At 60.9% G+C, this 26,595-nt stretch carries 26 protein-coding genes; 15 read left to right on the top strand and 11 right to left on the bottom strand.

What is annotated here, in order from left to right; all coding sequences use genetic code 11:
* Nucleotides 1-84 precede the first annotated feature (84 nt).
* From alr to HU743_RS15420, 4 genes are all read left to right on the top strand, one after another.
* Nucleotides 85-1,158: an alanine racemase gene (gene alr, locus HU743_RS15435; protein ID WP_186649531.1), complete on the top strand. Its 1,074-nt coding sequence runs from the start codon at nucleotides 85-87 to the stop codon at nucleotides 1,156-1,158.
* Nucleotides 1,159-1,246: 88 nt separating this feature from the next.
* Nucleotides 1,247-1,795, top strand: a complete 549-nt coding sequence (locus tag HU743_RS15430; protein WP_166221791.1) for a cupin domain-containing protein — start codon at nucleotides 1,247-1,249, stop codon at nucleotides 1,793-1,795.
* A 181-nt stretch (nucleotides 1,796-1,976) separates the two neighbouring features.
* On the top strand, nucleotides 1,977-2,390 hold the full coding sequence (locus HU743_RS15425) for a c-type cytochrome (RefSeq protein WP_346656524.1): 414 nt from the start codon (nucleotides 1,977-1,979) through the stop codon (nucleotides 2,388-2,390).
* Between the two features lie 138 nt (nucleotides 2,391-2,528).
* Nucleotides 2,529-4,451 (top strand): acetyl-CoA hydrolase/transferase family protein, encoded by a 1,923-nt coding sequence (locus tag HU743_RS15420; RefSeq protein WP_186649529.1) that lies wholly within the window; start codon nucleotides 2,529-2,531, stop codon nucleotides 4,449-4,451.
* Nucleotides 4,452-4,485: 34 nt separating this feature from the next.
* Here the strand turns inward: HU743_RS15420 and HU743_RS15415 are convergent, their stop codons facing one another.
* Nucleotides 4,486-5,058 (bottom strand): xanthine phosphoribosyltransferase, encoded by a 573-nt coding sequence (locus tag HU743_RS15415; RefSeq protein ID WP_186549710.1) that lies wholly within the window; start codon nucleotides 5,056-5,058, stop codon nucleotides 4,486-4,488.
* A 58-nt stretch (nucleotides 5,059-5,116) separates the two neighbouring features.
* A complete protein-coding gene (gene rep / locus HU743_RS15410; protein WP_186549708.1) occupies nucleotides 5,117-7,126 on the bottom strand; it encodes a DNA helicase Rep in 2,010 nt (669 codons plus the stop codon).
* A 263-nt stretch (nucleotides 7,127-7,389) separates the two neighbouring features.
* Between rep and HU743_RS15405 the strand changes: the two genes are divergently transcribed.
* Nucleotides 7,390-9,063, top strand: coding sequence for a bifunctional diguanylate cyclase/phosphodiesterase (locus HU743_RS15405; protein WP_186549706.1), 1,674 nt, complete (start codon nucleotides 7,390-7,392; stop codon nucleotides 9,061-9,063).
* Between the two features lie 108 nt (nucleotides 9,064-9,171).
* Here the strand turns inward: HU743_RS15405 and HU743_RS15400 are convergent, their stop codons facing one another.
* A complete protein-coding gene (locus HU743_RS15400) occupies nucleotides 9,172-10,566 on the bottom strand; it encodes a NorM family multidrug efflux MATE transporter (RefSeq protein WP_186649630.1) in 1,395 nt (464 codons plus the stop codon).
* A gap of 158 nt (nucleotides 10,567-10,724) precedes the next feature.
* On the opposite strand from HU743_RS15400, the gene HU743_RS15395 reads away from it, so the two are divergent.
* From HU743_RS15395 to HU743_RS15385, 3 genes are all read left to right on the top strand, one after another.
* Entirely contained in the window at nucleotides 10,725-11,645 is a 921-nt protein-coding gene (locus HU743_RS15395; RefSeq protein ID WP_186549704.1) for a LysR substrate-binding domain-containing protein, read from the top strand.
* Nucleotides 11,646-11,829: 184 nt separating this feature from the next.
* A complete protein-coding gene (locus HU743_RS15390) occupies nucleotides 11,830-13,806 on the top strand; it encodes a methyl-accepting chemotaxis protein (protein WP_186649526.1) in 1,977 nt (658 codons plus the stop codon).
* 195 nt (nucleotides 13,807-14,001) lie between these two features.
* The gene (locus HU743_RS15385) at nucleotides 14,002-15,216 is read left to right on the top strand and encodes an aldose 1-epimerase family protein (RefSeq protein WP_186619240.1); all 1,215 of its coding nucleotides are present in this window, start codon (nucleotides 14,002-14,004) and stop codon (nucleotides 15,214-15,216) included.
* Here HU743_RS15385 and HU743_RS15380 read toward each other — a convergent pair.
* Nucleotides 15,213-16,706 carry a YifB family Mg chelatase-like AAA ATPase gene (locus HU743_RS15380; protein ID WP_186630682.1) on the bottom strand — a complete coding sequence of 498 codons (1,494 nt, stop codon included), beginning with the start codon at nucleotides 16,704-16,706 and terminating at the stop codon, nucleotides 15,213-15,215. The two genes, HU743_RS15385 and HU743_RS15380, sit on opposite strands and share 4 nt — an antisense overlap.
* A gap of 323 nt (nucleotides 16,707-17,029) precedes the next feature.
* Between HU743_RS15380 and HU743_RS15375 the strand changes: the two genes are divergently transcribed.
* Together HU743_RS15375 and HU743_RS15370 are read left to right on the top strand one after the other, a co-directional pair.
* The gene (locus HU743_RS15375; protein ID WP_186619238.1) at nucleotides 17,030-17,308 is read left to right on the top strand and encodes a type II toxin-antitoxin system RelE/ParE family toxin; all 279 of its coding nucleotides are present in this window, start codon (nucleotides 17,030-17,032) and stop codon (nucleotides 17,306-17,308) included.
* A 7-nt stretch (nucleotides 17,309-17,315) separates the two neighbouring features.
* The gene (locus HU743_RS15370) at nucleotides 17,316-17,621 is read left to right on the top strand and encodes a HigA family addiction module antitoxin (protein WP_186549696.1); all 306 of its coding nucleotides are present in this window, start codon (nucleotides 17,316-17,318) and stop codon (nucleotides 17,619-17,621) included.
* Between the two features lie 112 nt (nucleotides 17,622-17,733).
* On the opposite strand, the gene HU743_RS15365 is transcribed toward HU743_RS15370, so the two are convergent.
* Nucleotides 17,734-17,994: an accessory factor UbiK family protein gene (locus HU743_RS15365; protein ID WP_186649524.1), complete on the bottom strand. Its 261-nt coding sequence runs from the start codon at nucleotides 17,992-17,994 to the stop codon at nucleotides 17,734-17,736.
* A 394-nt stretch (nucleotides 17,995-18,388) separates the two neighbouring features.
* On the opposite strand from HU743_RS15365, the gene glnK reads away from it, so the two are divergent.
* The 4 genes from glnK to sutA all read left to right on the top strand — a co-directional run bounded on the left by glnK (nucleotide 18,389) and on the right by sutA (nucleotide 21,171).
* Complete coding sequence (glnK, locus tag HU743_RS15360; RefSeq protein WP_002555808.1) at nucleotides 18,389-18,727, top strand: P-II family nitrogen regulator; 339 nt, start codon at nucleotides 18,389-18,391, stop codon at nucleotides 18,725-18,727.
* 37 nt (nucleotides 18,728-18,764) lie between these two features.
* A complete protein-coding gene (locus tag HU743_RS15355) occupies nucleotides 18,765-20,102 on the top strand; it encodes an ammonium transporter (RefSeq protein WP_186549692.1) in 1,338 nt (445 codons plus the stop codon).
* Nucleotides 20,103-20,316: 214 nt separating this feature from the next.
* Entirely contained in the window at nucleotides 20,317-20,742 is a 426-nt protein-coding gene (locus HU743_RS15350; protein WP_186549690.1) for a secondary thiamine-phosphate synthase enzyme YjbQ, read from the top strand.
* A 102-nt stretch (nucleotides 20,743-20,844) separates the two neighbouring features.
* The gene (gene sutA / locus HU743_RS15345; RefSeq protein ID WP_186549688.1) at nucleotides 20,845-21,171 is read left to right on the top strand and encodes a transcriptional regulator SutA; all 327 of its coding nucleotides are present in this window, start codon (nucleotides 20,845-20,847) and stop codon (nucleotides 21,169-21,171) included.
* Nucleotides 21,172-21,347: 176 nt separating this feature from the next.
* Here the strand turns inward: sutA and HU743_RS15340 are convergent, their stop codons facing one another.
* From HU743_RS15340 to HU743_RS15315, 6 genes are read right to left on the bottom strand one after another with little or no spacing between them, the layout of a single operon-like run.
* Nucleotides 21,348-22,055: an HAD-IA family hydrolase gene (locus HU743_RS15340; protein ID WP_186649522.1), complete on the bottom strand. Its 708-nt coding sequence runs from the start codon at nucleotides 22,053-22,055 to the stop codon at nucleotides 21,348-21,350.
* Entirely contained in the window at nucleotides 22,052-22,951 is a 900-nt protein-coding gene (gene xerC / locus HU743_RS15335; protein WP_186619235.1) for a tyrosine recombinase XerC, read from the bottom strand. Before xerC ends, HU743_RS15340 begins: the two co-directional genes overlap by 4 nt.
* Nucleotides 22,952-22,953: 2 nt before the next feature.
* Nucleotides 22,954-23,679, bottom strand: a complete 726-nt coding sequence (locus HU743_RS15330) for a DUF484 family protein (protein ID WP_186649520.1) — start codon at nucleotides 23,677-23,679, stop codon at nucleotides 22,954-22,956.
* Between the two features lie 13 nt (nucleotides 23,680-23,692).
* Nucleotides 23,693-24,523 carry a diaminopimelate epimerase gene (gene dapF / locus HU743_RS15325; protein ID WP_186649518.1) on the bottom strand — a complete coding sequence of 277 codons (831 nt, stop codon included), beginning with the start codon at nucleotides 24,521-24,523 and terminating at the stop codon, nucleotides 23,693-23,695.
* A 3-nt stretch (nucleotides 24,524-24,526) separates the two neighbouring features.
* On the bottom strand, nucleotides 24,527-25,774 hold the full coding sequence (lysA, locus tag HU743_RS15320; RefSeq protein WP_186549678.1) for a diaminopimelate decarboxylase: 1,248 nt from the start codon (nucleotides 25,772-25,774) through the stop codon (nucleotides 24,527-24,529).
* Between the two features lie 9 nt (nucleotides 25,775-25,783).
* Entirely contained in the window at nucleotides 25,784-25,954 is a 171-nt protein-coding gene (locus HU743_RS15315) for a lipoprotein (RefSeq protein WP_186549676.1), read from the bottom strand.
* A gap of 306 nt (nucleotides 25,955-26,260) precedes the next feature.
* On the opposite strand from HU743_RS15315, the gene cyaY reads away from it, so the two are divergent.
* The gene (cyaY, locus tag HU743_RS15310; protein ID WP_047596732.1) at nucleotides 26,261-26,593 is read left to right on the top strand and encodes an iron donor protein CyaY; all 333 of its coding nucleotides are present in this window, start codon (nucleotides 26,261-26,263) and stop codon (nucleotides 26,591-26,593) included.
* Nucleotides 26,594-26,595: the final 2 nt, after the last annotated feature.

Below are 26,595 nucleotides of genomic sequence, written 5' to 3'. Positions count from 1 at the left end.
GATCCCTCTCCCGGCGCTGTTGGCGGTTCACCTCGTCAGGCGGCGCCGGTTTTTCTTCCCATGAACGCCTAGAAGTCTGCCGCCATGCGTCCTGCCCGTGCCCTGATCGACCTTCAAGCCCTGCGCCACAACTACCGAATTGCTCGCGAAGTCACCGGCGCCAAGGCGCTCGCGGTGATCAAGGCGGACGCCTACGGTCATGGCGCGGTGCGTTGCGCCCAGGCGCTGCAAGCCGAGGCGGATGGCTTTGCCGTGGCCTGCATCGAAGAAGCGCTGGAGCTGCGCGCTGCCGGGATTCAATCGCCGGTGTTGCTGCTGGAAGGCTTCTTCGAGGCCGACGAGTTGGCGCTGATCGTCGAGCACGACTTGTGGTGCGTGGTGCATTCGCTGTGGCAGCTCGAAGTGATCGAGCAGGCGGTGCTGAGTAAACCGCTCACCGTGTGGCTCAAGCTCGACTCCGGCATGCACCGTGTCGGCCTGCATCCGAAAGATTACCCGGCGGCGTATCAGCGTCTGCTGGCCAGCGGCAAAGTGGCGAAAATTGTGCTGATGAGTCATTTCGCCCGCGCCGATGAACTGCACGCGCAGAGCAGCGCCGAGCAGGTGGCGGTGTTCGAGGCCGCGCGTCAGGGCCTGGCCGCGGAGGTCAGCCTGCGCAATTCGCCAGCCGTGCTGGGTTGGCCAGAGATCAAAAGCGACTGGGTGCGCCCGGGCATCATGCTCTACGGCGCGACACCGTTCGAAGAAGCCAACGCTGTCGCCGAACGCCTGCAACCGGTGATGACCCTGGAATCGAAAGTCATCAGCGTGCGCGAACTGCCGGCCGGCGAACCGATTGGCTATGGCGCCAGATTCATCACCGACAAGCCGATGCGCATCGGCGTGGTTGCCATGGGTTACGCCGACGGCTATCCGCGTCAGGCGCCAACGGGCACACCAGTGCTGGTGGCCGGCAAACTTAGCCGCCTGCTGGGGCGGGTGTCGATGGACATGCTGTGCATCGACCTCACCGACGTGCCGGAAGCGGGCCTCGGTTCGACCGTTGAGTTGTGGGGCAAAAACATCCTCGCCAGCGATGTGGCGAAGTGCGCCGACACCATCCCCTACCAGATCTTCTGCAACCTGCGCCGGGTGCCAAGGCTCTATTCCGAGGGCTGACGGCGCTGCGGGGGCCAAGTGTTGTAAATACTGAACGCTGTCGCCATGATAACGCTCAATATTCTTACAACATCAGGAGGCTCCCGCCTTGGACGTCGGTGAACGACTGCAATCGATCCGCAAGCTCAAAGGGCTTTCCCAGCGTGAACTCGCCAAACGCGCGGGCGTCACCAACAGCACCATTTCGATGATCGAAAAGAACAGCGTCAGCCCTTCGATCAGTTCGCTGAGGAAGGTCCTGGGCGGCATTCCCATGTCCATGGTCGAATTCTTTTCCGAAGAGATCCTGCAAGAAAAACCGACCCAGATCGTCTACAAGGCCAACGAGCTGATCGACATCTCCGACGGTGCCGTGACCATGAAACTGGTTGGCCGCGCGCACCCGAGCCGCGCCATCGCTTTCCTCAATGAAATCTACCCACCGGGCGCCGACACCGGCGAAGAAATGCTCACCCACGAAGGCGAGGAAACCGGGATTCTGGTGGAAGGCCGACTGGAACTGGTCGTGGGTCTGGAAACTTTTATCCTCGAAGCCGGCGACAGCTACTATTTTGAAAGTACCAAGCCGCATCGTTTCCGGAATCCGTTCGACTTGCCGGCGCGACTAATCAGCGCAGCCACGCCGGCGAATTTCTAAGCAAGAGGCGCCAGGCCATTACGGCACAGGTACCCGAACCGTTTCACCGATGCGCAACAAGACCCCTTTAACCATGGGGTTGTTTCAGTGTGGCGGGCTACCCGCTATACTTGCGCCCGCCTGCGAACCGTGGCCGCAGGCGTGAATAGCCACCATTGAGGGTGAACGCGTGAACCTAATTATGAAAATGCTGGCTGCACCAGCAACCGTACTGGCCCTCTGGGCTGTCAGCGCTCAAGCTGCGACGAATGACGACATTGCCAAACGCCTCGAGCCTGTCGGCCAGGTGTGTGTTCAAGGGCAGGAATGCAAGGGCATGGAAGTGGCCGCAACGGCTGGCGGCGGCGGTGGTGCGAAGGCACCTAAAGACGTGATCGCCAAGCACTGCAACGCTTGCCACGGTACCGGCTTGCTGGGCGCGCCGAAAATCGGCGACAAGGCCGCCTGGAAAGAGCGCGCCGACCATCAGGGCGGCCTGGACGGCATCCTCGCCAAAGCCATCACCGGGGTCAACGCCATGCCACCGAAAGGCACCTGCGCCGATTGCTCCGATGATGAGCTCAAGGGCGCGATCAAAGAGATGTCCGGTTTGTAATCAGCGGCTATCACGACAAAAAAAACCGTCTTCGGGCGGTTTTTTTGTACCTGCTATTTTGCGACCGGGCTGTTCTTTGCAGCAAAGTAGCGGCAATCTCGGTCTACCCCTATCAACGGAACGGGCGGGAGGCTTCAGATGGTGCAGTTGTGTTCGATCGAACAGGCCGTGGACGACGTGCTGGCGCGGTTGCCGGCGCACATCCACATGGGCCTGCCGCTGGGGCTGGGCAAACCCAATCACTTCGTCAACGCGCTGTACCGGCGGATCAAAGAGCTGCCCGAGCGGCAGCTGACGATCTACACGGCGCTGTGCCTCGGTCGGCCTAATCCGGGCGACGGCTTGCAGAAACGCTTGATCGAGCCCTTCGTCGAGCGCGTGTTCGGTGATTACCCCGAGTTCGATTTCCTCGCCGATCTGCACCGCGACAGCCTGCCTGCCAACATTCGCATCGAACAGTTCTTCATGCAGCCCGGCAGCCTGCTCAACAGCGCGCCGGCGCAGCAGGATTACGTCAGCAGCAATTACAGCCACGCCGCGCGTGACATCAACGCCGCCGGGCTGAACCTGGTGGCCCAGCTGCTCGCCAGCAGCAGCGAGCATCCGGATCGCCTGAGCCTGAGCTGCAACCCCGACATCACCCTCGATCTGTTGCCGATGATCGCCAAGCGCCGTGAGGCAGGCGAGACCATTGTGCTGGTCGGCCAGGTGCACACCGAACTGCCGTACATGCCCGGCGATGCCGAGGTCGATATCGACACCTTCGATTTACTGATCGATGCGAAGGACAGCAGCACGCTGTTCTCCACGCCGAACATGCCGGTGGGGTTTCAGGATCATTTCATTGGTCTGCACGCCAGTACGCTGGTGCGCGACGGCGGCACATTGCAGATTGGCATCGGCTCGATGGGCGATGCGTTGACGGCCGCGTTGCTTGCCCGCCAGGCCGATAACGCCGGGTATCAGGCGTTGCTCGACGACATAAACCTCAGCCAATGGGCGCAGTTGATCCAGCGCGAGGGCGGCACCGCGCCCTTCGCCAAAGGCTTGTATGGCTGCAGCGAGATGTTCGTCAACGGCCTGCTGGTATTGGCGGATGCCGGGATCATTCGGCGCAAGGTCTACCCCGACGTGCCGACCCAAGAGCAGGCCAACGGCGGCACCCTCGACGAAGCCGCACAGCCTGACGGTATTTCCGTGCACGGTGGCTTCTTTCTCGGCCCGCGCAGTTTCTACGAGCGGCTGCGTGAGTTACCGCAGAGCAAGCTGCGCGAATTCAACATGACCCGCATCAGCTACATCAACGAGCTGTACGGCCAGGAGCAACTCAAGCGCTTGCAGCGCCTCGATGCGCGTTTCATCAACACCGTGTTCACCATGACCCTGCTCGGCGCCGGCGTAGCCGATCAGCTCGAAGACGGGCGCGTACTCAGTGGCGTCGGCGGACAATACAACTTCGTTGCCCAAGGCCATGCACTGGAGGGCGCGCGGTCCATGCTGATCCTGCGCAGCTGGCGCGAATCCGGCGGCGACGTCAGTTCCAACATCGTCTGGGAATATGGCCACTGCACGATTCCACGGCATCTGCGTGACATTGTCGTCACCGAATACGGCATCGCCGACCTGCGCGGCAAGTCTGACGCGGCCGTGATCGAAGCACTGCTCAATATCAGCGACTCACGCTTCCAGCCGGGACTGATCGAGCAGGCGCAGAAAGTCGGCAAGCTGCCCAAGGACTTCCGCCTCGACCCGCGCTTCGCCGACAATACACCGCAACGTCTGCAAGCCATCGCCGCGCGGCATCCGAACCTGTTTCCCGAATATCCGCTGGGGTGTGATTTCACCGCGATTGAACGGGATCTGCTGCGGGCGTTGAACTGGCTGAAGAGCAAGTTCAAGCTGACCGAGATTCTGGAGCTGGGCAAGGCTGCGCTGGATGCGCCGGAGGCCTCGGCGTTTCCGGAACATCTTGAGCGGATGCAGCTTACAAACCCGGAAGGCCTGAAAGAAGAACTGTTCCAGCGCTTGCTGCTCACTGGCCTCAAAGCTACCGCGCAATAACTGACCACCCCAGAGCCAGCTGTAGGAGTGCGGGTTATTCGATGAAGGTGACGACGCCATCCTTCAGCGATTTCACCCGGGCCAGCGACTCGACGCGGTAGCCCTGCGAGTCCAGCTCGGCGCGGCCGCCCTGGAACGATTTCTCGATGACGATGCCCAGGCCGGCAACGGTGGCGCCGGCCTGTTTGATGATCGAGATCAGCGCTTGCGAGGCCTTACCGTTGGCCAGGAAGTCGTCGATGATCAGCACGCGGTCGCTGCTGGTCAGGTGACGCGGGGAAATCGCCACGGTGCTTTCGGTCTTCTTGGTGAACGAGTAGACCGTCGCCGACAGCAGATTTTCCGTCAGGGTCAGGGACTGCTGCTTGCGGGCGAAAATCACCGGCACGCCGAGGTTCAGACCGGTCATGATCGCCGGGGCGATGCCTGAAGCTTCGATGGTGACGATCTTGGTGATGCCCGAGTCCTTGAACAGCGTGGCGAATTCGTCGCCGATCAGCTTCATCAGGGCCGGGTCGATCTGGTGGTTCAGAAAGGCGTCGACTTTCAGGACCTGATCGGAAAGCACGATGCCTTCTTCGCGGATTTTTTTGTGCAGTGCTTCCATGAAGCTGTCCTCGTTCAGCGCGTGGTGCGCGCCAGGCTTTGAAAAAAAGTGGTCAATTCTAGCGCTTTAACATCGCGCGTATATCGGCCAATGCGTTGTTGCCACGCACGGCTTTGACTTCGGTCGGGGTGTCGTCGTTGCCTTCCCAGGCCAGATCGTCCGGCGGCAGCTCATCGAGGAAGCGGCTCGGCGCGCAGTCGATGATTTCGCCGTACTGCTTGCGCTTGGCGGCGAAGGTGAACGCCAAAGTCTGGCGGGCGCGGGTAATGCCCACGTAGGCCAGACGACGTTCTTCTTCGATGGTGTCGGCTTCGATGCTGGAGCGGTGCGGGAGGATTTCCTCTTCCATGCCCATGATGAACACGTAGGGGAATTCCAGACCCTTGGAGGCGTGCAAGGTCATCATCTGCACACCTTCGGCACCGTCCTCTTCTTCCTGCTGGCGCTCGAGCATGTCGCGCAGGACCAGTTTGCCGATGGCGTCCTCGATGGTCATTTCGCCTTCTTCGTCCTTTTCGAGGGTGTTTTTCAACGCCTCGATCAGGAACCAGACGTTGCCCATCCGATAGTCCGCCGCCTTGTCACTGGAGCTGTTGGTGCGCAGCCAGTTCTCGTAGTCGATGTCCATGACCATGCTGCGCAGGGCCGAGATCGGATCCTCGCCGGCGCACTGTTCGCGGACTTTGTCCATGAAGCGCTTGAAGCGCGACAGGCGATCGGTGAAGCGGCTGTCGAGATGTTCGCCCAGACCGATTTCGTCGGTGGCGGCGTACATCGAGATCTTGCGTTCGGTGGCGTAGTTGCCGAGTTTCTCCAAGGTGGTCGAGCCGATTTCCCGGCGGGGTACGTTGATCACCCGCAGAAAGGCGTTGTCGTCATCCGGATTCACGATCAGGCGGAAGTAGGCCATCAGGTCCTTTACTTCCTGACGGCCGAAGAAGCTGTTGCCCCCGCTCAGGCGATACGGCACCTGGTGGTGTTGCAGCTTCAATTCGATCAGCTTGGCCTGGTAGTTGCCGCGGTAGAGGATCGCAAAATCGCTGTACGGACGGTCGGTGCGCAAGTGCAGGCTGAGAATTTCCATGGCCACGCGCTCGGCTTCGGCGTCCTCGTTGCGGCAGCGGATCACGCGGATCTCGTCGCCGTGGCCCATCTCGCTCCACAGCTGTTTTTCAAATTCGTGCGGGTTGTTCGAGATCAGCACGTTGGCGCAGCGCAGGATGCGGCTGGTGGAGCGGTAATTCTGCTCGAGCATCACCACTTTCAACGACGGATAGTCGTCCTTGAGCAACATCAGGTTTTCCGGCCGCGCGCCGCGCCAGGCGTAAATCGACTGGTCATCGTCGCCGACCACGGTGAACTGGTTGCGCTTGCCGATGAGCATTTTCACCAGCAGGTACTGGCTGGCGTTGGTGTCCTGGTATTCGTCGACCAGCAGGTAGCGCACCTTGTTCTGCCACTTTTCGAGGATGTCGGCGTGTTCCTCGAAGAGTTTTACCGGCAGCAGGATCAGGTCGTCGAAGTCCACCGCGTTGAACGCCTTGAGCGTGCGCTGATAGTGGGTGTAGACGATGGCGGCGGTCTGTTCCTTGGGATTGCGCGCGTTTTCCAGGGCCTGGGGCGGCAGGATCAGGTCGTTTTTCCAGGCGCCGATCATGTTCTTGATCTCGTCGACGCCGTCGTCGCCTGCGTATTCCTTCTGCATGATGTCGGTCATCAGGGCTTTGACGTCGGTCTCGTCGAAGATCGAGAAACCGGGTTTGTAGCCCAGCCGCGCGTGTTCCTTGCGGATGATGTTCAGGCCCAGGTTGTGGAACGTGCAGACGGTCAGGCCGCGCCCTTCGCCGGCACGCAGCAGGCTGCCGACCCGTTCTTTCATCTCGCGCGCGGCCTTGTTGGTAAAGGTCATGGCGACGATGTACTGGGCGCGGATGCCGCAATTCTGGATCAGGTGCGCGATTTTGCGCGTGATCACGCTGGTCTTGCCGGAGCCAGCACCGGCGAGCACCAATAGAGGGCCGCCGACATAGTTCACGGCTTCTTGCTGCCGGGGATTGAGTCGGGACATACGAAGATTCGGGAGTCGTTGACGAAATGGGCCGGCATTTTAACAGGCTCAGCGAATTGTGCTGCTCTGTCCGACTTGTGACGTACCACGCGATTCAGATTTGCCGGTTTTGTTACTTTCACGCAGGATGCGCAAGGATTTTGCGGCTAATGTTCTCGTTCGTGACACAAAATAACGTTGTGATAACCGTTGTCATTGGTCATTGCCCAGCGCAACGGCATAATGCCCGCCGCCCACATCATTGCAGAGTCTAGGGAGTCAGCTTGTCTACGCCTGTCGAACCCTTGCGTTTGCTGCTACTGGCCGAAGAGCCAGCGTGGACAGCGTTATTGCGCGAGTGTCTGGCTCCGTTGGGGAGTGCGGCGGTGCTGATCAGCGCGCCGAGCTGGGAGTCGGTCAGCAGTCTGTTCGAAGACAATCGCCATGCGGTGTTATTGACCATCCCGGCGTTGCAACCGGCACCGGGCCGTTGCAGCCTGCCGACGGTATTGCTGCTGGATCACGAACCGGCCACGGCGCCGGACGGGGTCAGTGACTGGCTGGCGTTCGACGCGCTCGATGCCGGCATGCTGCGCCGTTGTCTGCGCCATGTGCGCGAGCGCGGCGTGCTGGAAAACACCTTGCAGCGTCTTGCCGAACAGGACCCGCTGACCGGCATCGCCAACCGCCAGGGCTTCCAGACCTTGCTGGCCGCCCGTCTCGCGGAAGGCGACGGGCGCGGTCTGGCCCTCGGGCATCTCGACCTGGATAACTTCCGTCACGCCAACGATGCCCTCGGCCATCAGGCGGGCGACCGGCTGATTCTGCAAGTCGTCGCCCGGCTGAAAAGCCAGCTGGAGGCCGGTGATCAACTGGCGCGCCTGGGCAGCGACGAGTTTGCCCTGCTGATTGACACCCGCCGTGCGCCGCAGCGGGCCGAATGGATGGCCGAGCGCATCACCGAAGCCCTGTCCGAACCGTATTGGGTCGATGGCGAAAGCCTGCTGATCGGCTCCAGCCTCGGCATCGCCCATGCCCGTGCGCAGGGCGGTGCCGATCCGCTGATGTGGCACGCGCACATCGCCATGCAGCAGGCCAAAAGCACGCAGGGCTGCACCTTCCATATCTTCAACGAACGCATCAACCGCAACGCGCGAAGCATGGCCGATCTGGAAAGCGAGCTGCGCCGGGCCTTGCGCCGTGATGAGCTGGAACTGCACTACCAGCCACGCCTGAACCTTGCCGACGGTCAGATCGTCGGCCTCGAAGCCTTGGTGCGCTGGCGCCACGGCGAGCGCGGTTTGCTGCCACCCAGCGAATTCGTGCCGTTGGCCGAACAGAGCGGTTTGATCGTGCCGCTGGGGTATTGGGTGATTTCCCGGGCGCTGCGCGATATGCAGGATCTGCGCGAACGCGGCCTGCCCGCGCTGCACATGGCGATCAACCTGTCGTTCCGGCAGTTTCAGGACAGTCAGTTGCTGCCGACGCTCAGCCGACTGATTGCCGAGCGCGGTGTCGAGGCGCAGTGGCTGGAATTCGAACTCACCGAAACCGCGGTGATGCGGCGCAGCGACCTGGTCAAACAGACCATGGACGCCCTCGGCCGCCTCGGCGTGCGGTTCTCGCTGGACGATTTCGGCACCGGGTTTTCTTCGTTCGTGCACCTCAACAGCCTGCCGATCACCTTGCTGAAGATCGACAAGAGTTTTGTCGGTGGCATGGAACAGCGCGAAGAGAACCGCAAGCTGGTACACGCGATGATCAACCTTGCGCACAACCTGCAACTGGAAGTGGTGGCCGAAGGCGTAGAGACGCCGGAGCAACTGGATCTGCTGCGCGGCTATGACTGCGATCAGGTGCAGGGATACCTGATCAGCCGGCCGTTGCCGTTGGCGGAGTTGGTTGAATACCTGACGTCGGGATCGAGCCAGCAGCCAGCTCTGGAGATCGTCGGCTGAACACCACCCCCTGTAGGAGTGAGCCTGCTCGCGATAGCTTTCCAACGGTCAACATTTGCATTGACTGATACACCGCTATCGCGAGCAGGCTCACTCCCACAGGGGATCTCATTCGGCCTGAGGGATGTTGAAACCTTGAGCCTGCGGCTCGCGCCGAATCATTCGCTTCATCTTCCATTCAAACGCCAGCGTCAGGCTCACCGCCGCACAGGCCAGCCCCAGCGCCAATCCCCACCAGACGCCGGTTGGCCCCCAATCGAGGTGGAAGGCCATCCACCACGCCGCGGGCGCGCCGATCAGCCAGTAGCAACCGAGCCCGACCAGAAAAGTGGTCTTGGCATCTTTCAGACCACGAATGCAGCCCATGGCAATCGTCTGCGTGCCGTCAAACAATTCGAACCACGCCGCCACTGCCAGGAGGCTCACCGCCAGGCGGATCACCTCGGCAAACGCCGGGTCGTTATGGTCAAGGAACAGGCCAACCAACTGATTCGGCCACAGCCAGAACACCAAGGCAAAGCCGAGCATCACTACTGCGCCGAAGGCGATGCCAACACGGCCGGACATGCGCGCATCGATCAGTTGTCCGGCGCCATAGTGCTGGCCGACGCGCATGGTAATAGCGTAAGACATCCCGGCCGGCACCATGAATGCCACCGAAACGATCTGCAGAGCGATCTGATGCGCACCCATTTGTGTACTGCCCATGGTGCCCATGCACAGCGCCGCAAAGGCGAACAGCCCGACTTCCACCGCGTAGGTGCCGCCGATGGGCAGACCGAGGCGCCACAGCTCCTTGAGATATTGCCGGTTGGGCCGCGACAGGCCGGCGCGCAATGGATAGGCGTCATACGCCGGATGTCGGCGAATGTGCCAGGCCAGCGCCAGCGCCATGCAGTTGGCGACAATCGCCGTGACCAGACCGATGCCCATCAAGCCGAGCTGCGGCAGGCCGAACAGGCCGGTGATCAACGCGTAATTGAGCAGAAAGTTGGCCACGGTGCCAGCGAGGCTGATGACCATGACCGGCGTGGCCCGGCCAATCGCGCTGGTAAAACCACGCAGGGCCATGAAGCTCAGGTAGCCCGGCAGGGCGAAGGGTAGGGCGATCAGGAATTGCCCGGCGGCGTTGACGTTGGTTTCGGTCTGGCCGAACAGCAACAGCACCGGTTTCAGATTCCACAGCAACAGCCCTGCGCCCAGCGCCATCAGCCAGGCGAGCCACAATCCGGCCTGAGTCAGGCGTGCTGCGCCAAGAATGTCGCCGGCACCCTGACGAATTGCCACCAGCGTGCCGACCGCTGCAATGACGCCGATGCAGAAAATCGACACAAACGAGTAGGTCGCAGCGCCGAGGCCGCCACCGGCCAGCGCCTCGGGGCTGAGCCTGGCCATCATCAGCGTGTCGGTCAGCACCATCAGCATGTGCGCCAACTGTGAAGCGATCAGCGGCCCTGCCAGCCGCAGGATAGCCCAGAGTTCGGTACGCACATGATGTTGCATAGTCATCACCACTCAATTTGCAGAGGGAACAGGAGACCGTCGATTCTCGGCGCGTGGAGGCATTTGCACAAAGGGATAAAAAGGATGGGTGGCATGATTAAAACTCATCCTGAGCACTTTCTGCTAAGTTGGCTGCATCCCGCCCCAGGAGCTTGTGCATGTCTCGTCGACTTCCTCCGTTGTATGCCCTGCGCGCATTCGAAGCGGCCGCCCGGCACAGCTCGTTCACCCGCGCGGCCGAAGAGCTTTCGATCACCCAGAGCGCGGTGAGCCGGCACATTCGTACGCTCGAAGAGCATTTTGCTTGTCGGCTGTTCCATCGCAGCGGCCGTCATCTGCAATTGACCGAGGCGGCTCGTCTGCTATTGCCTGGCATCCGCGAGGGCTTCACAGCCCTGGAGCGGGCCTGCAATACCTTGCGTGCCGAAGACGACATTCTGCGCATGAAAGCGCCATCGACCCTGACCATGCGCTGGCTGCTGGCACGGCTCAGCCGTTTTCGGCATTTGCAGCCAGGCAACGAAGTGCAACTGACCAGCGCGTGGATGGACGTGGATTCGGTGGACTTCAACGATGAGCCGTTCGATTGTGCGGTGCTGCTCAGTGACGGGCATTTCCCGCCGGACTGGGAGGCCAGCCTGTTGTTTGCCGAAGAACTGATCCCGGTTGGCGCGCCGAACCTGCTCAATGACCAGCCGTGGGACGTCGCGCGGCTGGCATCCACCGAGTTGCTGCACCCGACCCCGGACCGCCGTGACTGGCGCAGTTGGCTTGAGCACATGGGGCTGGCCGATCAGGTGTCGCTCAAGGGCGGACAGGTGTTCGATACCCTCGAGCTGGGGATGATCGCGGCGGCGCGCGGTTACGGTGTATCGATGGGCGATCTGTTGATGGTGGCCGAAGATGTCGCCCAGGGACGTCTCAGCCTGCCGTGGCCAACCGCCGTCGCCAGCGGATTGAATTACTACCTGGTGTGGCCAAAAACCCGACCGGGAGGTGAACGTTTGCGCCGTCTCAGCGACTTCCTGCAAAGCGAGGTCCGCGCCATGGAACTGCCGGCGGTGACACGCTTGAGCTGAAACGTTCGAGCCGGCACAATGCCGGCCTTGTGCCATATCCCTGTCAGGCGCTCAAGTATTCGGATTTACCGCCGACTATGAGCAAGTGGAACCGTCGTGCCGGTTTTTACGGTTCACCCCCACTATTAGAAAATAATCCGAGTCGAGATCAAGGAGGATCCCGCAGCTCGGCCAGGAGCTGTCCATGTCTCAACCTCGCGCTCGGATCGCCTCGCAGCTGGGCCTCGCGCTCGCTGTAATACTGGCGATTGTCATCAGTGGCAGTACGGTGTTCGCTCTGCGTTCGCTGGATTCGGCCAACCTCGCCACCCGTGAAGAACATCTGGCCAGCGAGGCGCGGCTGCTGGCCGACCAGCTGAGCACGTTCCACGGCACGCTGCGCGAAAGCACCTTACGCCTGAGCGGCTTGTTCGAGAAACGCTTCGGTAGCGGCCTGAGTGTTCACCCGGAAGAGCCGGTCACCGTGGCCGGCGTACAGACGCCGGGACTGCGTCTGGGCAGCGAAGTGCTGAACAACAACTTCAGGGAAGTTGACGAGTTCAAGCAGATGACGGCCGGCGTGGCCACGGTGTTCGTGCGCAGCGGCGAAGAATTCATTCGTGTCAGCACCAACGTCACCAAACAGGACGGCACCCGCGCCATCGGCACCGTACTCGACCACGCCAACCCGGCTTACGCGAAGCTGATGGCGGGCCAGAGCTTTGTCGGGCGTTCCCTGCTGTTCGAACGCTATTACATGTCGCAGTACACCCCGGTTCGCGATGCGGGCGGCAAGATCATCGCCGTGCTGTACGTCGGCTTCGATTACACCGATGCGCAGAACGCCCAGTTTGCCAATCTCAAGCGCTTCCGCATCGGCAAGACCGGCTCGCTGGCCTTGCTCGACGAGCAGAACAAATGGCTGGTGCCGATTGCCGGCGTCGAAGCACTGGATCAAGCCGTCCCGACCATCAACAACCTGGTGAAAACCCCGGGCAAGGGTGAGTTCTGGAACGATAAAGGCGAAGACTTCTACAGCGTCGCGGTGCCGTTCGAGGGCGGACCGTGGTCGGTAGTGGCGAGCATGCCGAAAGCCGAAATCCGCGCGGTGACCTGGAGCGTCGGTACGCAACTGGCTATCGGCAGCCTGCTGGCGATGTTGCTGGCCGTTGGCTCCGTGGTCTGGCTGCTGCGCAGCAAACTGGCACCGCTGGGCGACCTGGTGCGTCAGGCTGAAGCCTTGGGCGCGGGTGATCTGAGCGTGCGTCTGAACGTGTCGAGCCACGATGAGATCGGTCAACTGTCCCGCGCGTTCAACCAGATGAGCCAGGCGCTGTCGACCATGGTCGAGCACATCCGCCGCGCCTCCGAAGAGGTCAACAGCCGTGCGCAGGCCTTGTCCGGTTTGTCCGGGGGGGCCTATGAAGGCATGGAGCAACAGTCGGGCGAAATCACCAGCATGGCCGGCGCGGTGGAAGAATTCAGCGCGACTTCGCTGAACATCGCCGACAACATGGGCGCAACCCAGCGTCTGGCTCAGGAAAACGCACAACAGACGCAGATCGGGCGCAGCTCGATGGAAGAAGCGTCGTCCTCGCTGGAGCAAATCGCCGGCGCCCTGAACAGCACCGCCACGGTGATCAACACCCTCGGCCAGCGCTCGCAGGAAATCGGTGGCATTGTCGGCGTGATCACCTCGATTGCAGAACAGACCAACCTGTTGGCCCTGAACGCGGCGATCGAAGCGGCGCGCGCCGGCGAGCAAGGTCGCGGCTTTGCCGTGGTGGCTGACGAAGTGCGCAGTCTGGCCTCGCGCACCCGTCAGGCGACCGACGAGATTTCCAGCATGATCCACAGCATCCAGCAGGAAACCGGCAATGCGATCAGCACCATGGAACAGGGCAACGTGCTGATGCAGGAAGGCCTGTCGCGCAACGCCAATGTCGCCTCGGCACTGGCGCGGATCGACGAGCAGAGCCGTTCGGCGGGGCAGCAGTTTGCTGCAATCACCACTGCGACGCAGGAACAAAGCAGCACCGCGACGTTGCTGAGCAGCAACTTGCAGAGCATTGCGCTGGCCAACAGTGAGCAGCGTGAGGTTGTGTCGAACCTGGCGGTGACGGCTAAAGAGCTGGAGAAGCTGGCGGCGGATCTGCGTTCCGAGGTTGATCGCTTCCGTTGATGCGTCTTTGAAATAGCTATCGCGAGCAGGCTCGCTCCCACAGTTTTCGGTGTGATTCACAAATGTTGTGAAGATCCGAAAACCCGGTGGGAGCGAGCCTGCTCGCGAATGCTCTTAACCCACAGCTTCTTTACACTTGCTGAAACGTTTCCGCAGCGCTATAAAAATGGCACAACTCCAATAAAGGCTGCTGCCATGACCCCGCTCAAACTCTTTGTCGCCCTCGGCGCATTCTCCGCTGCTTCCCATGCCATGGCCTGGGACTACGTCTTGCTCGATGCCAATACGCCCGCGAAAAACTGGACGATCACCAGTGAACAGCTTGGTGTGAAAACCACCAAACCGTTTTCCGTGACCTTGCGCACCCTGCACGGCGGTCGTCAGGAAGGTGTCAGTGTTGTCGACATCGATAACGGCGCGATGAAATTGTCCGTGGTGCCGACCCGGGGCATGAATGTGCTGCAAGCCTCGGTGGGCAATGTGCGCATGGGCTGGGACTCGCCGGTGCAAGAGGTGGTCAATCCGGCCTTCATCGAACTCAACGGACGCGGTGGCCTGGGCTGGCTCGAAGGCTTCAACGAACTGGTCACCCGTTGCGGTTACGAATGGGTAGGCCATCCCGGCATGGACAACGGTGAACTGCTGACACTGCACGGTCGCGCCGCCAACATTCCGGCCAGCACTGTCACTTTGCACATCGATGAAAAACCGCCATATGCCATTACCTTGCGTGGCGAGCTGAAAGAGCAGGCGTTCAAGAAAGTCGACTTCAAAGTGGCGACGGAACTGGCCACCGAGCCGGGCAGCGCAAGCTTCACCCTCAACGACACCCTGACCAACAACGGCGACTATCCGAAGGAATACCAGGCGCTGTATCACAGCAACTTCAGCACGCCGTTTCTCGAGCAGGGTGCAAAGTTTGCCGCGCCGGTGAAGCAGGTATCGCCGTTCAATGACAAGGCCAAGGGCGATTTGGCTGACTGGCAGACTTATCGCGCACCGACCAAGGACTACGACGAAACGGTCTACAACGTCGTGCCCTATGCCGACGCCAAAGGCGAAACCCTGACTGTTCTGCATAACAAGGCGGGCAGCCTCGGTGTTTCTGTTGGCTTCAATACCCAGCAGTTGCCGGTGTTCTCCCTGTGGAAGAATACCGACACACAAGGGCAGGGCTACGTGACGGGGCTGGAACCGGGCACCAGTTTTTCCTACAACCGCCGCTATCAGCGCCCGCTGAATCTGGTGCCGACCATTGCACCAAAGGAGCATAAACAGTTCCAGATCAGCTACAGCCTGCTCGCAGACAAAGGTGCTGTGGATAACGCCTTGAAGCGCGTGAGCGAGATTCAGGCCGGGCGGGAAACCGAAGTGCGGCAAGCGCCATTGGTTGACCTGACCGAGCATTAAGGTGTCGCCGGTCGGTATTGCAGTGCCTCGGCCAGGTGCTCGCGGGTGATCGCGTCGACCTGCTCAAGATCCGCCAGCGTGCGCGCGACCTTGAGCAGACGATGGGCCGAGCGCAGCGACAGGATCAGTCGCTCGCAGGCCGATTCCAGCCATTTTTCGTCGGCTGTGGATAACCGGCAATGGCGCTTCAATCCCGGCAAATCGAGAAAGGCGTTGGCGCAGCCCTGACGTTTGTGCTGGCGCTCTCGCGCTTCGGCTACCAACGCCGCAGCGCTGGCGCTATCCTCGCCGGGCTTCGCTGCCGGATTCAATGCGGTTGCCTCCCGCGCCACGGTCAGGTGCAAATCGATTCGGTCCAGCAGCGGCCCCGACAGTTTATTGCGATAGCGCTGAACCATGTCCGGTGTGCACGAACACTTGCCGCTGGGTTCGCCAAGATATCCACAGGGACACGGATTCATTGCCGCCACCAATTGGAACCGCGCGGGGAAACGCACGCGATCCTTGGCCCGGGCAATCACGATATGCCCGGACTCCAGCGGCTCGCGCAGTACCTCCAGAACCTTGCGATCAAACTCGGGTAATTCGTCGAGAAACAGCACACCATGATGCGCCAGGGTGATTTCGCCGGGTTGCGGTTTCGAACTGCCACCGACCAGTGCCGGCCCGGAAGCGGAGTGGTGCGGTTGACGGAAGGGGCGCTGTGGCCAGTGAGTTAACGGTACGCCACTCGCGACTGACTGAATCGCGGCGACCTCCAGGGCTTCGCATTCGGAAAGCGGCGGCAGCAATCCGGGCAGGCGGCTGGCCAGCAACGTCTTGCCTGTGCCGGGGGGGCCGCTGAACAGCAAGTTATGCGCGCCCGCCGCCGCAATCAGCAATGCGCGCTTGGCGGCTGTTTGCCCCTGCACCTCATTGAGGTCGGGATAAGGTTTGGCGGCATGCATCAATCCGTCGGAAACGTAAGGCTCCACCGGCGTATGCCCGTTGAAGTGCGCCACCGCTTCCAGCAGGTGATCCACTGCATACACTTTCAGTCCTGATGCCAAGCACGCTTCCTCGGCGTTCGCGCGCGGCACCACCAGCGCCCGACCGGCCTTGCGCGCCGCCAGTGCCGCCGGCAGCACACCACGCACCGGCCGCACCGCACCGGACAACGCCAGTTCGCCAAGACATTCCACATCATCCAGCGTCAGACACGGCACCTGCACACTCGCCGACAAAATCCCCAAGGCAATCGCCAGATCAAAGCGCCCGCCATCCTTGGGCAGATCCGCCGGCGCCAGATTCAAGGTGATCCGCCGCGCCGGAAACTGCAGCCCGGAATTGATGATCGCGCTGCGCACCCGATCCTTGCTCTCCTTCACCGCCGCCTCGGGCAGGCCGACCATGGTCAGCGACGGCAGACCGTTGGCCAGATGGACTTCGACGGTAACAGCGGGGGCTTCCACGCCTATCTGGGCGCGACTGTGGACGATGGAGAGGGACATGGTCGTTCCTTGAGCTGAATCGGGGGCCGCTTCCTGCGGGTTTTTGAAGGGTAGTAGGGCATAGTCGTTTTAGTGGGGCGGGTGGCGAGCAAAAACTTCGCAGGATGTTGCTGCAAGAAATGCCAGGAAATCGGCAAGGCATCGCAAGCAGAAATAGGGAGAGTTTGTGAAGGAAATAGCGACGGGTTCAGTAAGGATCAGCCACCACGCGTAGTCCATTTCTGAAAGCCCTGAAAGAACACCGAAATCGCAGGATCACCTGTTTGCATCGATGATCTTCACGAATACACTCAAGGTTAATGCATAACGTTAAGCTTTAAATTATGATCGTTAGCTTCAGATGTTCTGAAACCGAATACCTGTTCCGAAGCGGTAAAACCCGTTTCTGGTCAGCCATATTGAGTGTCGCGGAACGTAAGCTGACGATGCTTGATGCAGCAGCTGCGTTGGCTGATCTCCGATCTCCTCCCGGAAATCGGCTCGAGACCTTGGGAGGCGATCGGAAGGGGCAATGCAGCATTCGTATCAACGCCCAATGGCGAATTTGCTTCGTCTGGGGGCTGAATGGGCCCGAGGATGTTGAAATCGTCGATTATCACTGAGGTGAGTATGACCAAGAATGGTATGCGTCCGGTCCATCCCGGCGAGATCCTCAAAGAGGAGTATCTGGAACCTCTGAACCTGACAGCCGCTGCGTTGGCGCGAGCATTGAATGTGTCTACTCCGACCGTGAACGATATCGTCCTACAGCGCCGAGGCATCAGCGCTGACATGGCTTTAAGACTTTCTATCTGTCTGGACACCACTCCTGAATTTTGGCTGAACCTGCAATCGACGTACGATCTGCGAAAAGCTGAAATTGAAAGAGGAGCTGCAATCCGTGATCAGGTAGAGCGGTTGGCACATTGCGCATGATTCCGTATCCGGGCAGTACACCGAGCTGAAGACCGGCCCGGGGGAAGCACTTTGAGGGCGTCTATTCGACGCCTTTTTTACTAACCAAACTCAATATCCGGGAACTGGGCCGTTATTTAGCCGGCGGATTCAGCTTCGCTTCCATCTCCGCCACCTTCGCTTCAAGACTCTCAAGCCGTGCACGCGTACGCGCCAGCACCACCATCTGACTATCAAACTCTTCCCGGCTGACCAGATCGAGTTTGCTGAAGGCACTTTGCAGCAGCATTTTGAACTGGCTTTCGATTTCGGCTTTCGGCAGCGGGGTGTCGCCGCTGAAGAGACGGGAGGCGGTGCCGCTCAGGGCGTCGAGAAAGTCTTTGGGTGCGAGCATGGTGAATGTCCTGAAAACAATGGCCGGCAGTGTATCACGCAGTGTCTATAGTCATTCCTGTCGCAGGGATGCACGCTTTTCGCGCAGAGGGACGGATGGTTGCGCACCGTTGTTGTGCGTATCCGCAGCGCCTCCCGCAGGGGAATGTTTATAAGTGCCGTCAAGAGATTGAAATCACAGGATTTTGTTGAGATGGCAAGGTTTCTGCTTAGTCACCTTCGACCCATGCACTGATGCAGTCGCTGTGACGAATGCAGTGCGGCAGACGAAGCGGGGAGTTTCGTCTGATGCGGTTAGCTGGCGTCAACGATGCGTTACAAAGCCAGGCACTGCGCTTAGACTTGAGACGGGTTTGTTTTCCTGGGGCAAGTCCACCAAATCGGGAGAGAGTTTCATGAAGCTAGTCACTGCCATCATCAAGCCGTTCAAGCTGGACGACGTGCGCGAGTCGCTGTCCGAAATCGGCGTGCAGGGCATTACCGTTACTGAAGTCAAAGGCTTCGGCCGGCAGAAGGGTCACACCGAGCTGTATCGCGGCGCGGAATATGTGGTCGATTTTCTGCCCAAGGTGAAAATCGACGTGGCCATCGACGACAAGGATCTGGATCGGGTTATCGAGGCGATAACCAAGGCTGCCAACACCGGCAAGATCGGTGACGGCAAGATCTTCGTGGTCAATCTGGAACAGGCGATTCGTATCCGTACCGGCGAAACCGATACCGACGCGATCTAAGCGCCGCCACAAACCCAACGCCCCAGGAGAAAACAATATGACTCTGCGTAAATTCGCAGGGCTAGGCGCCCTGTTGTCCATCGTAATGCCCGGCCTTGCCATGGCGGCAGACGAAGTGGCCGCGCCAGTCCTCAATTCCGGCGACACGGCCTGGATGCTGACCTCGACAGCCCTCGTGCTGTTCATGACCATTCCGGGCCTGGCGCTGTTTTACGGCGGTATGGTTCGCTCGAAAAACATTCTTTCCGTGATGATGCAGTGCTTCGCCATTACCGGTCTGATCAGCATCCTCTGGGTCATTTATGGCTACAGCATTGCGTTCGACACCACCGGCATGGAGCAGGGCGTCGTCAACTTCAACTCGTTCTTCGGTGGCATGGGCAAGGCGTTCCTCGCCGGTGTCACGCCTTCGAGCATTACCGGCCCGGCGGCGCTGTTCCCCGAGGCGGTGTTCATCACCTTCCAGATGACCTTTGCGATCATCACCCCGGCGCTGATCGTCGGTGCGTTCGCCGAGCGGATGAAATTTTCCGCGATGCTGATCTTCATGGCCATCTGGTTCACCCTGGTTTATGCGCCGATTGCGCACATGGTCTGGTCCGGTAACGGCGGCCTGATGTGGGACTGGGGCGTGCTCGACTTTGCGGGCGGCACCGTGGTGCACATCAACGCCGGTATCGCCGGTCTGGTAGCGTGCCTGGTGTTGGGCAAGCGCAAGGGTTTCCCGACCACGCCAATGGCGCCGCACAATCTTGGTTACACCCTGATGGGCGCGGCCATGCTGTGGGTGGGCTGGTTTGGTTTCAACGCCGGTTCCGCTGCAGCCGCTAACGGCACTGCGGGCATGGCGATGCTGGTGACTCAAATTGCAACTGCCGCTGCGGCACTGGGCTGGATGTTCGCCGAGTGGGTCACCCACGGCAAACCAAGCGCACTGGGCATTGCCTCGGGTGTGGTTGCCGGTCTGGTCGCGATTACGCCGGCCGCCGGTACCGTGGGCCCGATGGGCGCACTGGTGATTGGTCTGGCTGCAGGCGTGGTGTGCTTCTTCTGCGCCACCACCCTGAAGCGCAAACTCGGTTATGACGATTCCCTGGATGCCTTCGGCGTGCACGGCATTGGCGGTATCCTCGGCGCGATCCTCACCGGTGTGTTTGCTGCACCGGCGCTGGGCGGCTTCGGCACCGTGACTGACATCGGCGCGCAGGTCTGGATTCAGATCAAAGGCGTTGGCTTCACGGTGATCTACACCGCGATCGTCACCTTCGTCATCCTCAAGGTGCTGGACGCTGTCATGGGTCTGCGCGTAACCGAAGAAGAAGAGTCGGTCGGCCTCGATCTGGCACAACACAACGAGCGCGGCTACAACCTGTAAGCTCGCGCAGGAAAAAATTGCCCGGCTTGCCGGGCATTTTTTTGCCTGCGATTTGTCAGTCAGAGGGCGGCTGAAAGGATTTTTCTTACGGCTTTTGTCGTCTTTACAGCAAGGGTTTTTCTGCGGGCAATGGCTTACACGGTTGCAGGAATATTAGGGCCTTTGTTTTTTTTCAGAGCGCGCTAGAATGCGCCCCGAACGAGCGGAGAACTGTATGTGGCAACAGACTCTGATAACCCTGCGGGCAAGGCCCCGGGGCTTTCATCTGATAACGGACGAGTTGCTTGCCGGCTTGCCTGAACTCAAGACCTGTCGGGTCGGTCTGTTGCATTTGTGGCTGCAGCACACCTCCGCGTCGTTGACCATCAACGAGAACGCCGATCCGGCAGTTCGTCGCGACTTCGAACGATTTTTCAATCGTCTGATCCCACAAGGAACAGACGGCTATGAGCACAACGACGAAGGCCTGGACGACCTCCCGGCGCACTTCAAGGCCAGCGTGCTGGGCTGCCAGATCAGCCTGCCGGTTTCGGCGGGTCGCCTGGCACTGGGCACCTGGCAAGGCGTTTATCTGGGCGAGCACCGAGATCATGGCGGTGCCCGTAAAGTCCTCGCCACCTTGCACGGTGAAGGGGCATAAGCCGCTGATCAGCAGCGGCGGAAGATTTTTTAACGGCGGCTTACGACAGTCGCCAAAGCTGGTCTATAACTAATCTGCTTTTGGCAAGTCATGAGGTAGAACATGAGCGACGATGATCTGGAAAACGACGACCTCGAAGTAGGCGACGAAGACGAGGCCGAGGAAGGCCTGGAAGCGGCAGCGGAAGACGTTGCCGAAGACGATAGCGGTGAAGATACGCCGGCCCCGGCTGCCAAAGGCAAAGCCAAGGCTGCGGTATCGGTCGACGATTTGCCGAGTATCGAGGCCAAGAACAAGGAACGTGACGCCCTGGCCCGGGCCATGGAAGAATTCCTTGCGCGCGGCGGCAAGGTGCAGGAAGTGGAGGCCAATGTGGTCGCCGATCCGCCCAAGAAGCCGGACAACAAGTACGGCAGCCGCCCTATCTGAGGCGTGTCGCTCGCTTGCTGAAAAAGCCCGCCGTCGCTGCGGGCTTTTTCATGCCCGCAAAGCCAGCGCAATCTCCCTGTAGGAGTGAGCCTGCTCGCGATAGCGGTTTGTCAGATACATCGAATTGAATGACACACCGCTATCGCGAGCAGGCTCACTCCCACAGGGGGCGTGTGTTAATTCGAGGTGGCATTCCAGCGCGAGAGGACGGCTGGCAATTCCATCAAACTGCGAATCTCCGCATCCGGCAAGCGCTCTGCCTCCCAGACCTTGCCCGCCGGGTTGAACCACACCGCACGCAAGCCTGCCTGCTGCGCGCCGGCGATGTCATCGCCGGGATGATCGCCGACATGCACCGCCGCCTCGGCGCTTACGCCGCCACGCTGCAAGGCCTCGTGAAACAGCCGCGCATCCGGCTTGGCGATGCCGATGTCTTCGGCGCACAAGGTAAATTTGAAATAATCCGCCAGCCCCAGCCGGCGCACATCGGCATTGCCGTTGGTGACAACGCCGAGGGCGTAGTGATTGGCGAGACCCTCCAGCAGCGGCTCGACCTCGGGGAACACTTCGATCTGATGCCGTGCATGCAAAAACACGTCAAAACCCTTGTCCGCCAGGGCTGACGCCTCGTCGCGCTCATACCCGGCGTCTTCCAGTGCATGAAACAGCACGCGCCGGCGCAGCGCACTGATGCGGTGCTTCAGGCCCGGCTCGCCCGCCAGCACGCGCTCGCGAATCGCCCACAGATGTTCCACCGGCACCGCGCCCAGATTCGGCGCCTGGTCGCTCAGCCATTCGCGCAGCACGGTTTCGGCGCTGGCGATCACCGGCGCGGTGTCCCACAGGGTGTCGTCGAGGTCGAAGGTGATCAACTGAATGCTCATGAATCGTCGCCTTTCATGCGTTTGGCCCTTGGATGGGCGCTGTCGTAGACCGCCGCCAGATGTTGGAAATCGAGGTGGGTGTAAATCTGCGTGGTCTTGATGTCGGAGTGGCCGAGCAACTCCTGCACCGCGCGCAGGTCTTGGGAAGACTCGAGCAAATGGCTGGCAAAGGAGTGCCTGAGCATGTGTGGGTGCAGGTTCTGCCCCAGTTCCCGCTCGCCGGCGAGTTTGACCCGCACCTGAATCGCCCGTGGGCCCAGGCGCCGGCCTTGCTGGCTGACGAACACGGCGTCGTCGGCCGGGTTGGTCAGCGCGCGCAACGGCAGCCAGTGCTCAAGCGCTTCCCGGGCTTTTTTGCCAACGGGCAACAGCCTGGTTTTGCTGCCTTTGCCGAGTACCTGGACCATGCCGTCGGCCAGGTCCAGTTGATCCAGATTGAGTCCGGTCAGCTCGGACAGGCGTAGCCCCGAAGAATAGAACAACTCCAGAATCGCCTGATCGCGCCGGGCAAGAAAATCATCCTCCACCGCACCTTCGAGCAGTTGCAGCGCGCGGTCGGTGTCGAGTGTTTTCGGCAGGCGACGTTCGCCTTTCGGCGGCGCCAGACCCGTGGCCGGATCATGGTCGCAAAGGCCTTCGCGGTTCAGATAGTGATAAAGCCCGCGCACCGCTGAGAGCAGGCGGGCGAGGCTGCGCGAGGACTGGCCTTGTGCGTGCAGCCGAGCGATCAAGCTGCGCAGACGCTGGATGTCCAGCGCAGCCCAACTGCCGATGTTCTGCTTGATGCACCAGCCGAGAACCTTGTCGAGGTCGCGGCGATACGCCGACAGCGTGTGCGGCGACACCTGGCGCTCACTGCGCAGGTGTTCGCAGTAAGCGTCCAGTTGCCGTTCCATGCTCAGCGCACCGAGCGCAGGGAGCTGTTGACCCGTGGCAGCACGCGGCCCATGACCTCGGCGATGTAGCTGAGGAACAGGGTGCCGACCGAGCTCTTGTAGTGCTGCGGATCACGGCTGGCGATGGCCAGAATGCCGTGGATGCCCTGATGGCTGACGGCAACGACCGCCGTCGAGCCGATCTGCTGGCGCTGTTCTTCGCCAAAGAGGAAATCCAGCTCATGCTCGCGCAGGCTGCCGCTGACGCTTTTGCCTTCGGCGAGCAGGCCGCCGATGGCGGTTTGCGCGTCGGCGTGGGTCACCCAACGGCCGACCGGAGCCGGGTTGTCGCCGAGCAGGATCAGGCTGACAAAAGGCACCTGGAAATCCTGGCGCAGGCTGTCCTCGACACTGATCACCACGTCCTCCAGGCTCGACGCATCCATCAGCGCGAGAATCAGGCGGCGGGTCTTTTCGAACAGGCGATCATTGTCACGGGCCACGTCCATCAGGTGCGAAAGGCGATGGCGCATCTCTATGTTACGGTCGCGCAGCAGGGTCATCTGTCGTTCGACCAGCGACACCGTGTCGCCGCGCCGGTGCGGAATACGCAGCGACGGCAGCAGTTCTTCGTGCTCGATGAAAAAGTCCGGATGAGCCTCCAGGTAGGCGGCAACCGCTGCCGCTTCCAGGCTCTCGGACGCTGATTCGTCGGTCTGTCGGGCGGGTACCTGAGGCTTGTCGGTCATGATTTTCGCTCGCTCAAAGACGCACTTGTCCTTCGTATACACGCACTGCCGGACCGGTCATCAACACCGGTTGGCCCGGGCCTGCCCACTCGATGGACAGACGCCCGCCAGGCAGGTCGATCAACAGCGGCGAATCCATCCACCCCTGAGTGATGGCGGCAACCGCGGCGGCACAGGCGCCGGTGCCGCAGGCCTGGGTTTCCCCGGCGCCGCGTTCCCAGACGCGCAATTGCGCACGGTGCCGATCGATGACCTGAAGAAAACCGACATTGACCCGCGCCGAGAAGCGCGGATGGTGTTCGATCTTCGGCCCCAGTTCATGCACCGGTGCACTGTTGATGTCGTCCACGCGAATGACCGCATGGGGATTGCCCATCGACACGGCGGCCAGTTCGACCGTGGTGCCATCGACTTCCAGCTGATAGCTGCTGGCCTGGGCTGGCGCTTCGAACGGGATATCCGCCGGCACCAGACGCGGCGCGCCCATGTTCACACCGATCTGGCCGTCGTTACGCACGTCCAGTTCGATGATGCCGCCCTTGGTCTCGACGCGCATCTGACGTTTGGCGGTCAGGCGTTTGTCGAGCACGAAACGGGCAAAGCAGCGCGCGCCGTTGCCGCACTGTTCCACTTCGGAGCCGTCGGAGTTGAAGATCCGATAGCGGAAATCCACGTCCGGGTTGCTCGGTGCCTCGACAATCAGCAACTGGTCGAAACCGATACCGGTGTGCCGGTCGCCCCATTGTTTGGCGTGCTTGGGCTGAATGTGCGCGTGCTGGCTGACCAGGTCGAGGACCATGAAATCGTTGCCCAGGCCGTGCATTTTGGTAAAACGCAGCAGCATGGGTTACTCCGGCAGCAGGCTTTCGCCGGCAAACAGCTCGGCCACGGTTTCGCGGCGACGCACTTCAAAAACCTGATCACCATCCACCAGCACTTCGGCGGCACGGCCGCGAGTGTTGTAGTTGGAGCTCATGACGAAACCGTACGCACCAGCCGAATGCACCGCCAGCAAGTCGCCTTCTTCCAGCGCCAGTTCGCGGTCCTTGGCAAGGAAGTCGCCGGTTTCGCAGATCGGGCCGACGATGTCGTAGTGGCGCGCAGCGCTGTCGCGCGGTTTGACCGCCGTGACGTCCATCCAGGCCTGATACAGCGCCGGGCGGATCAGATCATTCATCGCCGCGTCGACGATGGCGAAATCCTTGTGTTCGGTGTGCTTGAGGTACTCGACCTGTGTCAGCAGCACGCCGCCGTTGGCGACAATGAAGCGGCCCGGTTCGAACACCAGCGCCAGATCGCGACCGTTCAGGCGCTCGCGCACGGCTTTGATGTAGTCGGCGGCCAATGGCGGCTCTTCATCGCGATAACGCACGCCCAGGCCACCACCGAGATCGATGTGGCGCAGGTGGATGCCGCAGTCGCCGAGGCGATCGACGAGGTCGAGCAAGCGATCCAGTGCATCAATGAACGGCGGCAGCGTGGTCAGTTGCGAACCGATGTGGCAGTCGACTCCGACGACTTCCAGGTTCGGCAGATGCGCGGCCCGTACGTACACGTCTTCGGCGTCAGCGATGGCGATGCCGAACTTGTTCTCTTTGAGTCCGGTGGAAATGTACGGGTGGGTGCCGGCATCGACGTCCGGGTTCACGCGCAGCGAAACCGGGGCGCGAACGCCCAGCTCGGCGGCGACCACTTGCAGGCGCTCGAGCTCGTCGGTGGATTCGACGTTGAAGCAGTGCACGCCGACTTCCAGCGCACGGCGCATATCGTCACGGGTCTTGCCGACACCGGAGAAGACGATCTTGTCGGCACTGCCGCCAGCGGCCAGAACACGTTCCAGCTCGCCACGGGAAACAATGTCGAAACCGGCGCCGAGACGGGCCAGGACATTCAATACGCCGAGGTTGGAGTTGGCTTTGACCGCGAAGCACACCAGGTGTGGCATGCCGGCCAGCGCATCGGCATAGGCCAGGTACTGCGCTTCGATGTGCGCGCGCGAGTAGACGTAGGTGGGCGTGCCGAAGCGGTCGGCGATGGCGGACAGTGCCACGCCTTCCGCAAACAGCTCGCCGCCACGGTAGTTAAAAGCGTCCATGGCGATCCCTTAATAAACGTCGTGCTTGTGTGCTTTGGACGGTTGTTTCTGCGAAGACTGGGCTTGTTCAGCCGGGTCTTGACTGTCGTCGGGCAGGTACAGCGGGCCTTTTTGACCGCAGGCCGATACAAGGCAGGCAACCGCGACGAGCGCAGCAAGGGACGAGATCAGGCGCTTCATGGCGAAATCCTTGAAAATGCGTTAATTGCGCCGGAGTATACCGGCCACCCGGCAGCTTGCCTATGTGATGGCCCTCCCGTCCGGCGGGGCTCGCGCAAACCCCTGTAGGAGTGAGCCTGCTCGCGATTAGGTTCTTTCAATCACATCACCGTCGACTGGACGAATGCAATCGCGAGCAGGCTCACTCCTACAGGGGTTGTGTTTGGAGTGGGGCAGGCACCCGGTCGTAATCCTTTGCAATCGGCCGGCAGCGTCCGTATCTTTCGGCTGCTTGAGCCTGATCAGACATTTTTTGAGGTTGCCGCAATGAGTTTGTCCGAAGCCCGTTTCCACGATCTGGTCGATGAAACCCAGGAAAAACTGGAAGACATCTTTGATGAAAGCGATCTGGACATTGATCTGGAAAGCTCGGCCGGTGTGCTGACCGTCAAATTCGAAAACGGCAGCCAGTTGATCTTCAGTCGCCAGGAGCCGCTGCGGCAGCTGTGGCTGGCGGCGGTGTCCGGTGGTTTTCACTTCGACTACGACGAAGAAAGCGAGCGCTGGATGTGCGACAAGAGCGAGGAGCAATTGGGCGAGATGCTTGAGCGCATCGTCAAACAGCAGGCCGGTGTCGAATTCGATTTCGAGGGCCTGTGAGT

The organism is Pseudomonas sp. SWRI99 (assembly GCF_014270125.1).
In the GTDB taxonomy this organism is placed as follows: domain Bacteria; phylum Pseudomonadota; class Gammaproteobacteria; order Pseudomonadales; family Pseudomonadaceae; genus Aquipseudomonas; species Aquipseudomonas hamedanensis.
The sequence above is the reverse complement of the archived record's forward strand: the minus strand, read 5'-3'. Positions and strand labels throughout refer to the sequence as shown.

What these genes read in the sequence shown, in the direction of transcription:
- HU743_RS15415 (WP_186549710.1), bottom strand. Translation starts at nt 5,058, where the DNA reads ATGGAAGCACTGCACAAAAAAATCCGCGAAGAAGGCATCGTGCTTTCC.
- HU743_RS15350 (WP_186549690.1), top strand. Translation starts at nt 20,317, where the DNA reads ATGTGGCAACAGACTCTGATAACCCTGCGGGCAAGGCCCCGGGGCTTT.
- HU743_RS15370 (WP_186549696.1), top strand. Translation starts at nt 17,316, where the DNA reads ATGACCAAGAATGGTATGCGTCCGGTCCATCCCGGCGAGATCCTCAAA.
- cyaY (WP_047596732.1), top strand. Translation starts at nt 26,261, where the DNA reads ATGAGTTTGTCCGAAGCCCGTTTCCACGATCTGGTCGATGAAACCCAG.
- HU743_RS15390 (WP_186649526.1), top strand. Translation starts at nt 11,830, where the DNA reads ATGTCTCAACCTCGCGCTCGGATCGCCTCGCAGCTGGGCCTCGCGCTC.
- glnK (WP_002555808.1), top strand. Translation starts at nt 18,389, where the DNA reads ATGAAGCTAGTCACTGCCATCATCAAGCCGTTCAAGCTGGACGACGTG.
- HU743_RS15425 (WP_346656524.1), top strand. Translation starts at nt 1,977, where the DNA reads ATGAAAATGCTGGCTGCACCAGCAACCGTACTGGCCCTCTGGGCTGTC.
- HU743_RS15420 (WP_186649529.1), top strand. Translation starts at nt 2,529, where the DNA reads ATGGTGCAGTTGTGTTCGATCGAACAGGCCGTGGACGACGTGCTGGCG.
- HU743_RS15330 (WP_186649520.1), bottom strand. Translation starts at nt 23,679, where the DNA reads ATGACCGACAAGCCTCAGGTACCCGCCCGACAGACCGACGAATCAGCG.
- lysA (WP_186549678.1), bottom strand. Translation starts at nt 25,774, where the DNA reads ATGGACGCTTTTAACTACCGTGGCGGCGAGCTGTTTGCGGAAGGCGTG.
- HU743_RS15380 (WP_186630682.1), bottom strand. Translation starts at nt 16,706, where the DNA reads ATGTCCCTCTCCATCGTCCACAGTCGCGCCCAGATAGGCGTGGAAGCC.
- HU743_RS15375 (WP_186619238.1), top strand. Translation starts at nt 17,030, where the DNA reads ATGATCGTTAGCTTCAGATGTTCTGAAACCGAATACCTGTTCCGAAGC.
- HU743_RS15340 (WP_186649522.1), bottom strand. Translation starts at nt 22,055, where the DNA reads ATGAGCATTCAGTTGATCACCTTCGACCTCGACGACACCCTGTGGGAC.
- HU743_RS15385 (WP_186619240.1), top strand. Translation starts at nt 14,002, where the DNA reads ATGACCCCGCTCAAACTCTTTGTCGCCCTCGGCGCATTCTCCGCTGCT.
- HU743_RS15395 (WP_186549704.1), top strand. Translation starts at nt 10,725, where the DNA reads ATGTCTCGTCGACTTCCTCCGTTGTATGCCCTGCGCGCATTCGAAGCG.
- HU743_RS15355 (WP_186549692.1), top strand. Translation starts at nt 18,765, where the DNA reads ATGACTCTGCGTAAATTCGCAGGGCTAGGCGCCCTGTTGTCCATCGTA.
- xerC (WP_186619235.1), bottom strand. Translation starts at nt 22,951, where the DNA reads ATGGAACGGCAACTGGACGCTTACTGCGAACACCTGCGCAGTGAGCGC.
- HU743_RS15400 (WP_186649630.1), bottom strand. Translation starts at nt 10,566, where the DNA reads ATGCAACATCATGTGCGTACCGAACTCTGGGCTATCCTGCGGCTGGCA.
- alr (WP_186649531.1), top strand. Translation starts at nt 85, where the DNA reads ATGCGTCCTGCCCGTGCCCTGATCGACCTTCAAGCCCTGCGCCACAAC.
- sutA (WP_186549688.1), top strand. Translation starts at nt 20,845, where the DNA reads ATGAGCGACGATGATCTGGAAAACGACGACCTCGAAGTAGGCGACGAA.
- dapF (WP_186649518.1), bottom strand. Translation starts at nt 24,523, where the DNA reads ATGCTGCTGCGTTTTACCAAAATGCACGGCCTGGGCAACGATTTCATG.
- rep (WP_186549708.1), bottom strand. Translation starts at nt 7,126, where the DNA reads ATGTCCCGACTCAATCCCCGGCAGCAAGAAGCCGTGAACTATGTCGGC.
- HU743_RS15315 (WP_186549676.1), bottom strand. Translation starts at nt 25,954, where the DNA reads ATGAAGCGCCTGATCTCGTCCCTTGCTGCGCTCGTCGCGGTTGCCTGC.
- HU743_RS15365 (WP_186649524.1), bottom strand. Translation starts at nt 17,994, where the DNA reads ATGCTCGCACCCAAAGACTTTCTCGACGCCCTGAGCGGCACCGCCTCC.